Here is a 269-nt window from a genome sequence, read left to right as displayed (position 1 = left end):
TAGACAATACTTTATCGATGTGTCAGATCATCGTGAAGTTAACGATATTCTCTTTGTTACAGACTTGTTGATTAGTGATTATTCATCTTTAATATATGAATATGCAGTATTTAAAAAGCCGATGATTTTCTATGCATTTGACTTAGAAGATTACATTACGACGCGTGATTTCTATGAACCATATGAATCATTTGTTCCAGGTAAAATTGTACAGTCCTTTGATGCATTAATGGATGCTTTGGACAATGAAGATTATGAGGTTGAAAAAG

At 31.6% G+C, this 269-nt stretch carries 1 protein-coding gene; it reads left to right on the top strand.

Annotation, left to right across the window (positions count from 1 at the left end; all coding sequences use genetic code 11):
• Positions 1–269, top strand: a 269-nt coding sequence (locus tag JQ863_RS19360; RefSeq protein WP_204115994.1) for a CDP-glycerol glycerophosphotransferase family protein, incomplete at both ends; no start/stop codon positions are given.

It is taken from the genome of Shimia biformata, assembly GCF_016888515.1.
In the GTDB taxonomy this organism is placed as follows: Bacteria; Pseudomonadota; Alphaproteobacteria; order Rhodobacterales; family Rhodobacteraceae; genus Shimia_A; species Shimia_A biformata.
Note: the sequence above shows the minus strand (reverse complement) of the source record. Positions and strands in the feature narration are given on the sequence as shown.